Below are 13197 nucleotides of genomic sequence, written 5' to 3' on the forward strand. Positions count from 1 at the left end.
ACTGTTGTGGGCAAGATTCAACTCGCTGATGGTGAACTGAACTACCAACTCGATGGCCCGGCCGATGCGCCGGTGCTGGTAATGTCCAACTCCCTGGGGACGTCCCTGGGCATGTGGGACACCCAGATCGCCGGCCTGACCCAGCATTTGCGCGTGTTGCGCTACGACACCCGTGGCCATGGCGAGTCGCTGGTGAGCGAAGGCCCCTACAGCATCGAGCAACTGGGCGGCGATGTGGTGGCCCTGCTGGACGCCCTGCACATCGAGCGCGCACACTTCTGCGGCCTGTCCATGGGCGGCCTGATTGGCCAGTGGCTGGGCATCAATGCCGGTGAGCGTCTGCGCAAGCTGATCGTCTGCAACACTGCGGCCAAGATCGGCAACCCGGACGTGTGGAACCCACGCATCGAGATGGTATTGCGCGATGGCCAGGCGGCCATGGTTTCCCTGCGTGACGCTTCCATCGCCCGCTGGTTCACCCCCGATTACGCCGAGGCCAACCCGGCCGAAGCCAAGCGCATCACCGACATGCTGGCGGCCACCTCGCCACAGGGCTACGCCGCCAACTGCGCGGCCGTGCGTGATGCCGATTACCGTGAGCAACTGGGCGCCATCAAGGTGCCAACGCTGGTGATCGCCGGTACCGGTGACGTGGTCACCACCCCGGCAGACGGGCGCTTCCTGCAAGAGCATATCAAGGGCGCTGAATACGCCGAGTTCTACGCGGCGCACCTGTCCAACGTGCAGGTGGGCGAGCCCTTCACCCAGCGCGTGCTGGACTTCCTGCTGGCCAAACACTGATTCAAGGAGCTGTTCGTGGACGAGAAAGAACGCTACAACGAAGGCATGAAGGTTCGCCGCGCGGTGCTGGGCGATGCGCACGTGGACCGCAGCCTCACCAACATCACCGAGTTCAATGGCGAATTCCAGGAAATGATCACCCGCCACGCCTGGGGTGACATCTGGACCCGCCCAGGCCTGCCGCGCCACACCCGCAGCCTGATCACCATTGCCATGCTGATCGGCATGAACCGCAATGACGAGCTCAAGCTGCACCTGCGCGCTGCAGCCAACAACGGCGTTACCCGTGCCGAGATCAAGGAAGTGCTGATGCAGAGCGCTATCTACTGCGGCATTCCGGCGGCCAACGCCACCTTCCACCTGGCCGAGTCGGTGTGGGACGAGCTGGGCGTCGAGTCGCGCGAGTGACGGGTGTGTGCTGAAATGCAAAAAGGGCGATGAGAAATCATCGCCCTTTTTTGTTGCCCTGCATCCCCCGTGGGAGCTGGTTTGCCAGCGAGCTGTTAGGCTCTAAAAACTCCCTGGCAAGGCAGTTCCCACAGGAGCCGGTTGCAGATTAGAGAATGCTGATCGGGTAGGAAACAATCACGCGGTTCTCGTTGAACTGGCTGGTGCCGAAGTCACGGCGCATGCTGGAGTTGCGCCACCGCAGGTTCAGGTCCTTGAAGGTGCCGTCCTGGAAGGTGTACGCCAGCTCCGACTCACGGCCCCACTCGCTGCCGCCGTCGATGGTGGCGGTGTGGATGTTGTCACCGTGGATGTAGCGGTTCATCACGGTCAGGCCGGGAATGCCCAGGGCCGCGAAGTTGTAGTCATGACGCAGCTGCCAGGAGTGTTCCTGGGCGTTGTCGTAGCTGTTGTTGTAGCTGTCGTTGGCCAGGGTGCCGCCGCTGGTGCCGTTGACGCGCATCCAGTTGCTGTCGCCGGTCAGCTTTTGCAGGCCTACGTAGAAAGTGCTGCCGCCATACTTGGCTGAGAGCATGGCCGAGTAGGTGTTGTTGTCCAGCTTGCCGTCGATGGCGCTGCCGTCGTCCGAACCGTGGAAGTAACCCAGGTTGGCCCCCAGGGTCCAGGCGCCGACCGGTTGCGAGTGCAGCAACTGCACGTATTGCTGGTGGTAGATGTCTTCCAGTTGCGAATACCACACGCCAACCAGGGTGCGCTTGTCATTGAAGGTGTACTCGGCACCGGCAAAGTTGAAGCGGTCCGATTCGTGGCTGGAATTACCCTGCATCTGCATCGGCAGCATGCTGGTGTCGTTGCGCGGGCTGTTGTCACGGAACTGACCGCCGTACAGGGTCAGGTTGGTGATTTCCTTGGAGGTAACCTGCGCGCCACGGAAGGTCTGTGGCAGCGAGCGGCCATCGTCCGAACGCAGGATAGGCAGCACCGGCATCCACTCGCCAACTTTCAGTTCAGTGTTGGAAATCTTGGCCTTGAACGCCACACCCAGGCGACCAAAGTTGTCGAGGGCCTTGCCGCTGCTGTCCAGCGGCAGCAATTGGGTGCCGCTGGTACCGCCACCGCCATCGAGTTTCTGCGAGTACAGGCCCAGTACGTCTACGCCGAAACCGACCACACCCTGGGTGAAGCCCGACTTGGCATCGAGAATGAAGTTCTGTGTCCACTCGGCCTGGGTGCCTTGGGGGGCGGCGCTGTCGGTGAAGTTACGGCCGAAGTAGAAGTTGCGCAGGGTCAGGTTGACCTTGGCGTCTTCCAGAAAACCACCGGTGTCGTCTGCCAGTACGGGCAGGGACGAGCCAGCGATGGCCAGGGCGATGAGGCTGCGGGTATAGGACGAGCGAGTGATGGCTTTCATTATTGTTGTGGTCTCTCTAATTATTAGGGCAACAGGGGGCCGTCGCGACGATTGTTCAAGTCGTCGTGATTCATGCAATGCGTGAAACGCTAAAGGATCAGCTGGTAAGCGAGGAGGAAGTGAGCATGGTGGCGTTACCTGTTGTTATTGTGTTTTTGGTGTTCGGGATCTGGCGAATCCTTCACCTGTCCTGTTGAGCGGATGGTGCTCGGTCGCAAGGGGTGAATCAATGTGTCGCACCCTAAATCGGGCGATAAACGAACACTAACTAACTTGTTAGTTCCGCGCAATCCCCGTCATTTTGTTAGCGCATGTGTTTTATAGCACCAATTCTGACAGAAATGACAGAAATTCATCAGTTATCGTACATCTTGGTGCAGCGCTGGCGGCAGCGGCTACAAGATCGTGTGGAATGCGCGCGCGTAAAAAAGCCCGCCGGGGAGGGCGGGCTTTTCGAAGTTACAGCTAAATCAGCTCTTCGGTGCTTCAGCCTGATCCTGCCTGGCCTGGGCATCCCCCGTCTGCTGATACCAGCCACCGCCGAGGGCCTTGTACAGGTTGACCTCGCTGGTCAGCTGCGACAGGCGATCGCTGATGGCCGACTGCTGGGCGCTGAACAGCGAGCGCTGGGCGTCCAGGAAGGTCAGGTTGCTGTCCACGCCAATGCGGTAGCGGCGCTCTGCCAGGCGGTAGTAGTCCTGGTTGGCTTGCACCAGGTCTTTCTGCGCCTGCAACTGCTCCTTGAAGGTCTTGCGCGCTGCCAGGCCGTCGGACACTTCCTGGAAAGCCGTCTGAATGGCTTTTTCGTAGTTGGCGACGTTGATGTCCTTCTGGATCTTCGCGTAGTCCAGGCTGGCGCGCAGGCTGCCGGCGTTGAAGATCGGCAGGTTGATGGCCGGTGCGAAGGTCCAGGCGCCCTGGCCACCCTTGAACAGGTTGCCCAGCTCGGAGCTGGCGCTACCGGCCGAGGCGGTCAGGGTGATGCTCGGGAAGAACGCTGCGCGAGCCGCGCCGATGTTGGCGTTGGCCGCCTTCAGCGAGTGCTCGGCTTCAAGGATGTCCGGACGACGCTGCAGCAGGTCGGACGGCAGGCCGGGCGGTACTTCGGTCAGCAGGTCGCCATCGAGCGGCTGCGACTTGGCCAGGTTGGCGGGCAGCGGGCCGCCGAGCAGCAGCACCAAGGCGTTTTCGTCCTGGGCCACTTGGCGTTGGTACTTGGACAGGCTGACCTTGGCGGTTTCCACCGAGGTACGCGCCTGTGCCAGGTCCAGGGCCGAGGACACGCCCACTTCGCTGCTGCGCGAGGTCAGCCGGTAGCTTTCCTTGTACGCCTTGAGGGTGTCTTCGGTCAGCTTCAGCAGGTTCTGGTCCGCCTGCCAGGTGTAGTAGGCATTGGCAACGCTGGCCACCAGGCTGATCTGCGTGGAGCGACGTGCTTCCTCGCTGGACAGGTAGGTTTCCAGGGCCTGCTGGCTGAGGCTGCGCACGCGGCCCCACAGGTCCAGCTCGTAGGAGCTGATACCCAGGTTGGCGGTGTACTCGCTCCCCACCGCCACCTTGCCGGTGGAGCTCAGGTCGGCCGGGGTGCGGGCACGGGTGCCGGTGGCGTTGGCGCTGACCGCCGGGAACAGGTCCGCACGCTGGATGCGGTACTGCGCCTGGTAGGCCTGCACGTTGAGAATCGCGACTTTCAGGTCACGGTTGTTGACCAGCGATTCCTGGATCAACTGCTGCAACGCCTGATCATGGAAAAACTGCTGCCAACCCTGTTCGGCGGCGGCCATGCTCGCCGCCTGTGCCGGCGAATACGCCTGGCCCTGAGGGTACTGGGCCGGCACCGGGGCGGCGGGCTGCTTGTAATCCGGGATCAGCGAGCAGCCGCTGAGGATGGCCGCGGCGACTGCGATGGACACTAGGGACTTGCTCATTGCCCAGCCTCGTTACGTGGAGTTTCAGTCGATGCGATCGACTCATGCGATTCGTGCTCATCCTTCTTGCGCTTGTCACCGAACAGCGCCGACACCGACACGAAGAACAGCGGTACCCAGAACAGTGCCAGGGTAGTGGCTGTCAGCATCCCGCCGATCACGCCGGTACCGATGGCGTGCTGGCTGCCGGAGCCTGCGCCATGGGAAATGGCCAGTGGCACCACGCCGAGGATGAACGCCAGGGACGTCATGATGATCGGACGCAGACGCATCCGGCAAGCCTCGATGGCCGCCTCAGTGTAGCTGCGGCCCTGCTCATGCAGTTCCTTGGCGAACTCGACGATCAGAATGGCGTTTTTCGCCGCCAGGCCAATGGTGGTCAACAGCCCCACCTGGAAGTACACGTCGTTGGACAGCCCGCGCAGGCTGGTGGCCAGCAGGGCACCGATGATACCCAGCGGCACCACGAGCATGACCGCGATCGGGATCGACCAGCTTTCATACAGCGCTGCCAGGCAGAGGAACACCATCAGCATCGAAATGGCATACAACGCTGGCGCCTGGGAGCCCGACAGGCGCTCTTCGTACGACAGGCCGGTCCAGGAAATACCCACGCCTTTCGGCAGCTTGGCGGCGATGCGTTCCACTTCGGCCATGGCCTCACCGGTACTGTAGCCAGGGGCCGGGGCACCGAGGATTTCCATACCTTCCACGCCGTTGTAACGGGCCAGTTTCGGCGAGCCGTATACCCACTTGCCGCTGGCGAAGGCCGAGAACGGCACCATGGTGCCGGCGCTGTTGCGCACGTACCACTTGTTCAGGTCTTCAGGGGTCATGCGCGATTTGGCTTCACCCTGCACGTACACCTTCTTCACTCGCCCACGGTCGATGAAGTCGTTGACGTAGCTGCCACCCAGCGCCACCGAGAGGGTGGTGTTGATGCTGGCAATGGTCACGCCCTGGGCGCTGGCGCGCTCGTCGTCGATTTCCAGCTGGAACTGCGGCTCATCGTTCAGGCCGTTGGGACGGGTCTGCGAGAGGATCTTGCTTTGCGCCGCCATGCCCAGGAACTGGTTGCGCGCTTCCATCAGTTTGTCGTGACCGATACCGGCACGGTCCTGGATGTAGATGTCGAAACCGGTGGCGTTACCCAGCTCCAGTACAGCAGGCGGTACGAAGGCAAACACCATGGCATCGCGGAAGCTGAAGAAGTGCTGTTGGGCACGCGCCGCGATGGCTGCCGCGGTGTTGTCCTGGTTACGTTCGTCCCATGGCTTGAGCATGATGAACGCCAGGCCCGAGCTCTGGCCGCGGCCTGCGAAGTTGAAGCCGTTCACGGTGAACACCGAGGCCACGCCGTCCTTCTCGCCGTCGAGCAGGTATTTGCGCATGTCGTCGATGACGTTCTGCGTACGCTCGGCGGTAGAGCCTGGCGGTGTCTGCACCTGGGCAAAGATCACGCCCTGGTCTTCTTCGGGCAGGAACGAGGTAGGGATGCGCGTGAACAACCAGGCCATGCCCAGCACGATCAGCACGTAGGCCAGCAGGTACGGGGTCTTGCGACGCAGTACATGGCCCACGCCGGCTTCGTACTTCTGCACGCCGCTGTCGAAGGTGCGGTTGAACCAGTTGAAGAAACGACCGTGCTTGTGGTGATCCTCGCCCTTCTTGATGGGCGACAGCATGGTGGCGCACAGCGCCGGGGTGAAGATCAGGGCAACCATTACCGACAGGGCCATGGCCGAGACGATGGTGATGGAGAACTGACGATAGATCACACCGGTGGAACCGCCGAAGAACGCCATGGGCAGCAGTACCGCCGACAGCACCATGGCGATACCCACCAGGGCCCCCTGGATCTGGCCCATGGACTTCTTGGTGGCTTCCTTGGGTGACAGGCCTTCTTCGGCCATCACCCGCTCCACGTTTTCCACCACCACAATGGCGTCGTCCACCAACAGGCCGATAGCCAGCACCATACCGAACATGGTCAGGGTGTTGATGGTGAAGCCGGCCGCGGCCAGGATGCCGAAGGTACCCAGCAATACCACCGGTACCGTCATGGTGGTGATGATGGTGGCACGGAAGTTCTGCAGGAACAGGTACATCACCAGGAACACGAGGATGATGGCCTCGACCAGGGTTTCCACCACGTTATGAATCGAGGTGGTGACCACTGGGGTGGTGTCGTACGGGAATACCGCCTTCACGCCTGGCGGGAAGAACGGTTCCAGGTCACTGATGGTCTGGCGGATAGCCTTGGCCGTGTCCAGCGCGTTGGCGCCGGTGGCCAGCTTGATCGCCAGGCCCGAGGCCGGGGCACCGTTGAACTGCGCGTTGATGCTGTAGTTTTCACCGCCCAGGCCCACTTCGGCGACATCGCCTACGCGTACCTGGGAACCATCGGTGTTCACCTTCAGGAAGATGTTGCGGAACTGCTCGGCAGTCTGCAGACGGGTCTTGCCGATGATGGTGGCGTTCAGTTCCTGACCGGCCACGGCCGGCAGGCCGCCCAGTTGACCGGACGAAACCTGCACGTTTTGCGCCGAGATGGCGGTGGACACGTCGCCTGGGGTCAGCTGGTATTTATTCAGCTTGGCCGGGTCCAGCCAGATACGCATGGCGTACTGGGCACCGAACACCTGGAAGTCACCCACACCGGAGGTACGGGAGATGGGGTCTTGCATGTTGGAGACGATGTAGTTACTCAGGTCGTCCTTGGTCATGCTGTTGTCGGTGGACACCAGGCCCACCACCATCAGGAAGTTCTTCACCGCCTTGGTCACGCGAATACCCTGTTGCTGCACTTCTTGCGGCAGCAGCGGGGTAGCCAGGTTCAGCTTGTTCTGCACCTGGACCTGGGCGATGTCAGGGTTGGTGCCCTGGTTGAAGGTAGCGGTGATGGTCATGCTGCCGTCGGAGTTACTTTCCGAGGCCACATAGCGCAGGTTGTCGATACCGTTGAGTTGCTGTTCGATCACCTGCACCACGGTGTCCTGCACGGTCTGTGCAGAGGCGCCTGGGTAGGTTACCTGGATGGCGATGGCCGGTGGCGCGATCGCCGGGTACTGGTTGATCGGCAGGCTGAGGATCGACAAGGCACCGACCAGCATGATCACCAGGGCTATTACCCAGGCGAAAATCGGACGGTCGATAAAGAATTTCGACATGGTTTACTCCCCTTTGCCGCCTGCGGACGCATTCGTGGCGGGGGCAGGGTTTGCAGGTTTGACGTTGGTCGCTTCGGTGGCCTTGACCTCGATGCCTGGCTTGACGTATTGCAGGCCTTCGGTGATCACGCGGTCACCAGCCTTCAGGCCGTCTTCCACCAGCCACTGAGTGCCCACGGTACGGTTGGCAACCAGTTGGCGCAGTTCAACCTTGTTGTCGGCATTGACCACCAGGGCGGTCGGTGTGCCTTTCAGGTCGCGGGTAACGCCCTGTTGCGGCGCCAGGATGGCCTGGGCAGCAATGCCGGCTTCCAGTTCCGCGTGCACGAACATGCCCGGCAGCAGGGTGTGGTCAGGGTTCGGGAACACGGCGCGCAGGGTCACCGAGCCGGTGGTTTCGTCAACCGACACTTCCGAGAACTCCAGCTTGCCTTCCTTGCCATAGGTAGTGCCGTCTTCCAGGGTCAGTTGCACCTTGGCGGCATTGTCGCCGGCTTTCTGCAGGGCACCGCTGGCCAGGTCACGACGCAGCTTCAGGATTTCCGCCGAAGACTGGGTCACGTCAACATAAATCGGGTCCAACTGCTGAATGGTCGCCATGGCGTCGGCCTGGCCACTGGTCACCAGTGCACCTTCAGTCACGCTGGAGCGACCGATACGGCCGGTGATCGGGGCGTAGACCTTGGTGTACTTCATGTTGATCTGCGCCGTCATCAGCGCCGCTTCGTTCTGCAGTTGCGTGGAACGGGCGTTGTCATATTCCTGACGGCTCACGGCCTGCTCGCTGATCAATTGCTTGTAGCGATCAGCCAGAGACTTGGACGCCTGCAAGGTTGCCTGGGCGTTGGCCAGCGAAGCCTCGTACACTGACGGGTCGATCTGGTACAGCTGTTGGCCGGCCTTCACGTCCGAGCCTTCGGTGAACAGGCGCTTTAGAATGATGCCATTGACCTGAGGACGGACTTCAGCAACGCGAAATGCGGTGGTGCGGCCCGGCAGTTCGTTGGTCAGTGTAAAGGCTTGTGGTTGCAGGGTAACGACGCCGACCTGAGGAGTTTGTGGGGCGGGGGCCGCCTCTTCCTTTTTACAGCCGCTGAGCAAAGTGGCCAGGGCGACGGCGGAAACCAGAGCGGTAACAGCTGGCTTGAATTGCATGAAAATCCTCGGGTCAGGAGCACAGGTGAATGCTCAAGAATAGTGGAAAGGCAAAAACGGGTTGGCACTAGATAAGTAGCTTACTAACGAATATACTTACATTCATGGTTGTTTGTAAACACCCGCATGGGTCTGAAAACAGATCGGCGGGCATGAAATAGCAAGCGCGGGAGCAGGCAATACAAGCGCCGCCCCGTCCCGGCCGCGACTGTCAAAAGTAGCGTGGCCTTTGAAAGAGGTTTTACTGCCATGGTCCGACGTACTAAAGAAGAAGCTCAGGAGACCCGAAGCCAGATTCTTGAAGCTGCGCAGAACGCTTTTTACGAGCGTGGCGTGGCGCGCACGACCCTGGCCGATATTGCCGCTCTGGCAGGGGTGACCCGAGGCGCCATTTATTGGCATTTCAGCAACAAGGCCGACCTGGTCCAGGCGATGCTCGATTCCCTTCACGAGCCGTTGGACGAGTTGGCGCGCGCCAGTGAAAGCGAAGAGGAACTCGACCCGTTGGGCTGCATGCATAAACTGCTGGTGCATTTGTTTCAGCAAGTTGCACTGGATCCCAGTACGCGGCGCATCAACGAGATCATGTTCCATAAATGCGAGTTCACCGACGAAATGTGTGACATTCGGCGCCAGCGGCAAACCGCCAGCGTGGATTGCAATGTGCGCATTGACCTGTCGTTGCGCAACGCGGTCAATCGTGGGCAATTGCCCGAGAACCTGGATACCGCCCGCGCCGCGGTGGTTCTGCATGCCTATATAGACGGCATGCTGGGGCAATGGTTATTGGTGCCCGATAGTTTTGACTTGAATCTGCAGGCCGAGAAATGGGTGGACGCAGGTTTTGACATGCTGCGCTTGAGCCCGGCGCTTCGCAAATGAATGTGTGATTCCAGTTGTATCAACGTATAAGCTGATAGCAGAATTACTGCAAATTGGCTGTGTGCCATTATCCACACGCAGGCAGGTTTTGAATAGTTAGCGGGCTAAGTATTTTTCTGTTTTTGCGCCGAGCGTGTGAATGACCTCGCAGACCCATCTGCTCAATGGCAATGACCAGCCCTTGAAGGGCATAGGCTTGATCTGTCTGGCCGTGCTGTTGTTTGCCAGTCACGATGCCTTGTCCAAGTTTCTTTCCGGTATTTATCCCATTGTCATGGTGGTTTGGGCGCGTTATGTCGTTCATACCTTATTGATGCTGGTGGTATTTGTGCCACGCAGTGGCCTTTCCAGCGTTATTCGTACCAAGCGCCCGGGTTTGCAATTGGTGCGCGCACTTTGCCTGATAGGCACCAGCCTGCTGTTTACCACGGGGCTGCGTTACATACCGCTGGCCGAGGCCACTTCAGTCAATTTCCTTGCGCCGTTGCTGGTTACCGCATTGTCAGTGGTGGTGCTGGGCGAGCAGGTGACCCGTCAACAATGGCTGGCCGTGCTGGCGGGGTTTGTCGGAGTACTGATTGTGGTGCGCCCCGGTGGTGATCTGTTTACCCCGGCGATTCTCCTTCCGCTGGGGTCGGCGTTGTGTTTCGGCTTCTATCAATTGATCACTCGCAAACTCAGCGATATCGACAGCCCCACCACCAGCAACTTTCTGGCAGGCATATTCAACAGCCTGATCATGTCAGCCTTATTACCGTTCTTCTGGATGCGCCCCGACTGGCTGCATGCGCTGTTCATGATTGGCCTTGGCACCTGCGGTATGCTCGGCCACCTGCTGCTGACCCAGGCCTTCCGGCACGCAGCACCCGCCATGCTGGCGCCTTTCAGCTACGGGCAGATCCTGTTTGCCGGCGTGTACGGCTACCTTGTTTTCGATCACACCCCCGATGCCTGGGCACTGACCGGCATTGCCGTGATTTGCCTCAGCGGCCTGGCCGTGGCCTGGGCACAGCGCAAACGTTGAATCGGCGACTACGCTCTGTTGGATTACAACAACAAGAGGGTGCAGCCCATGAAGGATATTGCGCGCAGGTGCTGGGCGTTGATGATGCTGGTGATGCTGTCGGCCGGGGCCCATGCCGCCGCGCTCGACGATGCCAAGGAAGCGGCGGCCGCCAAGGCACTGCTGGAAAAGGCACTGGCCTATTACCACGATAACGGCGACAAGGCGTTTGCCGCGTTCAGCCGCCAGGGGCAGTTCATCGACGACGACCGCTACGTGTTCGTGGTTGACACCAAAGGTGTGATGCTCGCCAGTGGCGGCCCGTCGGCCGCGCTGATTGGCCGCAACGTCAATGACGTCATCGGCCCGGACCTGCAGCAGGCATTCAAGCAGGCACTGAATATCCCGGAAGCCAACGGCATTCAGCAAACCGAATATAAATGGCAGAACTGGCAGGACGGCCGTGTGGAGCGCAAGCGCGTGTTCTACCAGCGCATTGGCGAGCGTATCATTGCCGTCGGCTATTACCTGCCGCGCGCTTCACCGCAGCAGGCCCAGGCGCTGCTGGACAAGGCGGTGGCAGGCATCAAGAGCAATCAGAAACAGGCGTTGCAGGACATCAATAGCCTCAAGGGGGGCTACCTGCAGGATGACCTCTACGTGTTTGTGGTCGACCTCAACAGCCATCGTTACCTGGCCCATGGCACCAATCAGCGCCTGGTCAACGTCGACTTCAACACCGTCAAGGATCCCGACGGCAAACCGGTGGGCGAGCCGATTCTGGCGATGATGGCCAAGCAGGACAGCGGCGAATACGAGTACCGGTGGCGTAACCCGGTGACCAGCCACGTGGAAGACAAGCACGTATACGTGCGCAAGGTGGGCAATGTGATGGTGGCGGTGGGGTACTACAGCCACTGATGTGGCCTGCGGCAGCCCCTACGATTTTGGCGCACTCTACCGGCCGCGCAGCACGTTGTTGGGCATCGCCAGCGCTGCCGCCAACCCCAGTACCGACACAGCCGCGCTGCCCAACAGCAACAGACGAAATGTTTCCAGCAGCTTCTCGCGCAGCGCTTCCTGCGCCGCGCCGGTGGTGGCGTTGAGGCTGGCCAACAGGGCGTTGCCCGAGGCGCCTTCAGGCCCCAGGTCCAGGCCGTGCAGCATGGCCAGCAGCAGCGCCGACATGCATGCCACACCCATGGCCCCGCCCAGGGAACGAAACAGGTTGGTGGTGCTGGTGCCCACCCCGATGTCCTGCTGTTGCACCGCGTTCTGCGCGCCCACCAGCGAGGTGGGGAACTGCAGGCCGGCCGCGAACCCGGTCAATAGCATGAACACGCCGCTCAGCCACAGTGCGCTGGGTGGTGTGAAGGCCAGGCCCAGGATGCCCACCGGTATCAGCAACGCGCCCACCAAGATCACCGGTTTGTAGCGCCCACTGCGCGCGGTGTTGCGGCCGCCGAGGAAGGCGCCAATCGGCAGGCCGATGGCCAGCGGCAGGATGTCCAGCGCCGCGCTGTCGGCGCCGGCGCCGGTGACGGTCTGAAAGCGCAAGGGGATCAGCACCGACAGCGAGATGGCCTGGAACGCCGTGAAAAACACAGTGGCCCAGCACAGCACAGCCGGCCGAATGTGGAACAGGTGCATCGGCAGCAGGGGCTCCGGGGCGCGGCCTTCATGGCGCACGAACAGGCTCAGGGTGGCAACCGCGAGCAACAGCGTGCCCCACACCGAGGGCGTGCTGAAGGCGCGGCCCTGGCCCAGTTCGGTAATGCTCAACAGCAGCGAGGTGAGGCCCACGATCATCAGCACCGTGCCCAGGTAGTCGATGATCGGCTGGCGCCGCTTCACTGCCAGACCCACCAGGGTATGCCGCGCATACAGCCAGGCGCCCAGGCCCAGCGGCAGGTTGAGCAGGAAAATCCAGCGCCACGACAGGTACTCGGTCATGTAGCCGCCCAGTACCGGCCCGGCCACGCTGGCCGCGGCATACATGCTGCTGAAATAACCCTGGTAGCGCCCGCGTTCACGCGGCGGCACGAAGTCGCCAATAATGGCCTGGCTGACCGAGACCATGCCCCCCGCGCCAATACCCTGGACAACCCGCGCCAGCACCAGTTGCTGCATGCTTTGAGCCATGGCGCAGAACAACGACGCCAGGGTGAACAGGCCCAGGCCAATGAGGAGCATGCGCCGGCGACCGTAGAGGTCGCCGAACTTGCCATAGATAGGCACGGCCACTGTCATGGCCACCATGTAGCCGGAAATGACCCAGGCCAGCAGGTTGATGTCGTGGAATTGCGCGGAAATGGCCGGCATCGACACGGCGACGATGGTCTGGTCGAGGGCACCCAGGAAAATCGACAGCATCAACGCCGTCAAAATGCTGCGAAGGGCGGGCTGGGGGTGGCTGAGGTTGGTCACGAGGGTAGGCCT

10 protein-coding genes are annotated in these 13197 nt (G+C 61.2%); 5 read left to right on the forward strand and 5 right to left on the reverse strand.

Going from position 1 to position 13197, the window contains the following annotated elements:
• The first annotated feature begins 6 nt into the window (after positions 1-6).
• Both pcaD and pcaC read left to right on the forward strand, forming a co-directional pair.
• Positions 7-801 carry a 3-oxoadipate enol-lactonase gene (pcaD, locus tag PMM47T1_RS02605; protein WP_008365527.1) on the forward strand — a complete coding sequence of 265 codons (795 nt, stop codon included), beginning with the start codon at positions 7-9 and terminating at the stop codon, positions 799-801.
• Positions 802-816: 15 nt separating this feature from the next.
• Complete coding sequence (gene pcaC, locus PMM47T1_RS02610) at positions 817-1209, forward strand: 4-carboxymuconolactone decarboxylase (protein WP_008365528.1); 393 nt, start codon at positions 817-819, stop codon at positions 1207-1209.
• Positions 1210-1357: 148 nt separating this feature from the next.
• Here pcaC and PMM47T1_RS02615 read toward each other — a convergent pair whose 3' ends face one another.
• The 4 genes from PMM47T1_RS02615 to PMM47T1_RS02630 all read right to left on the reverse strand — a co-directional run bounded on the left by PMM47T1_RS02615 (position 1358) and on the right by PMM47T1_RS02630 (position 8873).
• Positions 1358-2620 carry an OprD family porin gene (locus PMM47T1_RS02615; protein ID WP_008365530.1) on the reverse strand — a complete coding sequence of 421 codons (1263 nt, stop codon included), beginning with the start codon at positions 2618-2620 and terminating at the stop codon, positions 1358-1360.
• A gap of 470 nt (positions 2621-3090) precedes the next feature.
• On the reverse strand, positions 3091-4548 hold the full coding sequence (gene adeC, locus PMM47T1_RS02620) for an AdeC/AdeK/OprM family multidrug efflux complex outer membrane factor (protein ID WP_008365532.1): 1458 nt from the start codon (positions 4546-4548) through the stop codon (positions 3091-3093).
• Complete coding sequence (locus tag PMM47T1_RS02625; protein WP_008365534.1) at positions 4545-7718, reverse strand: efflux RND transporter permease subunit; 3174 nt, start codon at positions 7716-7718, stop codon at positions 4545-4547. Before PMM47T1_RS02625 ends, adeC begins: the two co-directional genes overlap by 4 nt.
• A gap of 3 nt (positions 7719-7721) precedes the next feature.
• On the reverse strand, positions 7722-8873 hold the full coding sequence (locus PMM47T1_RS02630) for an efflux RND transporter periplasmic adaptor subunit (protein WP_008365535.1): 1152 nt from the start codon (positions 8871-8873) through the stop codon (positions 7722-7724).
• A 249-nt stretch (positions 8874-9122) separates the two neighbouring features.
• On the opposite strand from PMM47T1_RS02630, the gene PMM47T1_RS02635 reads away from it, so the two are divergent.
• The 3 genes from PMM47T1_RS02635 to PMM47T1_RS02645 all read left to right on the forward strand — a co-directional run bounded on the left by PMM47T1_RS02635 (position 9123) and on the right by PMM47T1_RS02645 (position 11679).
• Positions 9123-9755 (forward strand): TetR family transcriptional regulator, encoded by a 633-nt coding sequence (locus tag PMM47T1_RS02635; RefSeq protein ID WP_008365537.1) that lies wholly within the window; start codon positions 9123-9125, stop codon positions 9753-9755.
• A 139-nt stretch (positions 9756-9894) separates the two neighbouring features.
• Entirely contained in the window at positions 9895-10779 is an 885-nt protein-coding gene (locus PMM47T1_RS02640; protein WP_008365539.1) for a DMT family transporter, read from the forward strand.
• 84 nt (positions 10780-10863) lie between these two features.
• Entirely contained in the window at positions 10864-11679 is an 816-nt protein-coding gene (locus PMM47T1_RS02645; RefSeq protein ID WP_425226205.1) for a cache domain-containing protein, read from the forward strand.
• 36 nt (positions 11680-11715) lie between these two features.
• Here PMM47T1_RS02645 and PMM47T1_RS02650 read toward each other — a convergent pair whose 3' ends face one another.
• Positions 11716-13185 carry an MDR family MFS transporter gene (locus tag PMM47T1_RS02650; RefSeq protein ID WP_008365543.1) on the reverse strand — a complete coding sequence of 490 codons (1470 nt, stop codon included), beginning with the start codon at positions 13183-13185 and terminating at the stop codon, positions 11716-11718.
• Positions 13186-13197: the final 12 nt, after the last annotated feature.

The organism is Pseudomonas sp. M47T1 (genome assembly GCF_000263855.1).
In the GTDB taxonomy this organism is placed as follows: Bacteria; Pseudomonadota; Gammaproteobacteria; order Pseudomonadales; family Pseudomonadaceae; genus Aquipseudomonas.

Bases quoted from the DNA above. Each gene is read 5' to 3' on its own strand.
- PMM47T1_RS02640 (WP_008365539.1), top strand. From the start codon at position 9,895: ATGACCTCGCAGACCCATCTGCTCAATGGCAATGACCAGCCCTTGAAG.
- PMM47T1_RS02635 (WP_008365537.1), top strand. From the start codon at position 9,123: ATGGTCCGACGTACTAAAGAAGAAGCTCAGGAGACCCGAAGCCAGATT.
- PMM47T1_RS02625 (WP_008365534.1), bottom strand. From the start codon at position 7,718: ATGTCGAAATTCTTTATCGACCGTCCGATTTTCGCCTGGGTAATAGCC.
- PMM47T1_RS02645 (WP_425226205.1), top strand. From the start codon at position 10,864: ATGCTGGTGATGCTGTCGGCCGGGGCCCATGCCGCCGCGCTCGACGAT.
- PMM47T1_RS02615 (WP_008365530.1), bottom strand. From the start codon at position 2,620: ATGAAAGCCATCACTCGCTCGTCCTATACCCGCAGCCTCATCGCCCTG.
- PMM47T1_RS02630 (WP_008365535.1), bottom strand. From the start codon at position 8,873: ATGCAATTCAAGCCAGCTGTTACCGCTCTGGTTTCCGCCGTCGCCCTG.
- adeC (WP_008365532.1), bottom strand. From the start codon at position 4,548: ATGAGCAAGTCCCTAGTGTCCATCGCAGTCGCCGCGGCCATCCTCAGC.